At 65.9% G+C, this 223-nt stretch carries 1 protein-coding gene; it reads left to right on the plus strand.

The genetic code is table 11. The annotated features are described in order from the left end of the window. A partial coding sequence (locus tag E4K09_RS14110; protein ID WP_193557288.1) for a Maf family protein occupies window positions 1-223 on the plus strand: 223 nt, incomplete at both ends.

Genomic DNA, 223 nt, shown 5'->3' on the forward strand with positions numbered 1-223 from the left:
CGGAGCCGACCAGGTTCTCGCCTGCGGATCGATCGTGTTCCACAAGGCGCCCGATCGCGAAGCCGCGCGCCGCCAGCTCCTGGCGCTTTCCGGAACGAGCCACACCCTCCATTCCGCCTTTGCGCTCGCCATCGCCGGCACGGTGGTGGAGAGCTTCGTGGCCACGGCGACTCTGACCATGCGGCCGCTCACGGACGAGTCCATCGATCTTTATCTGAATCTC

The sequence above is a fragment of the Microvirga pakistanensis genome (assembly GCF_004458765.1).
GTDB lineage: Bacteria > Pseudomonadota > Alphaproteobacteria > Rhizobiales > Beijerinckiaceae > Microvirga > Microvirga pakistanensis.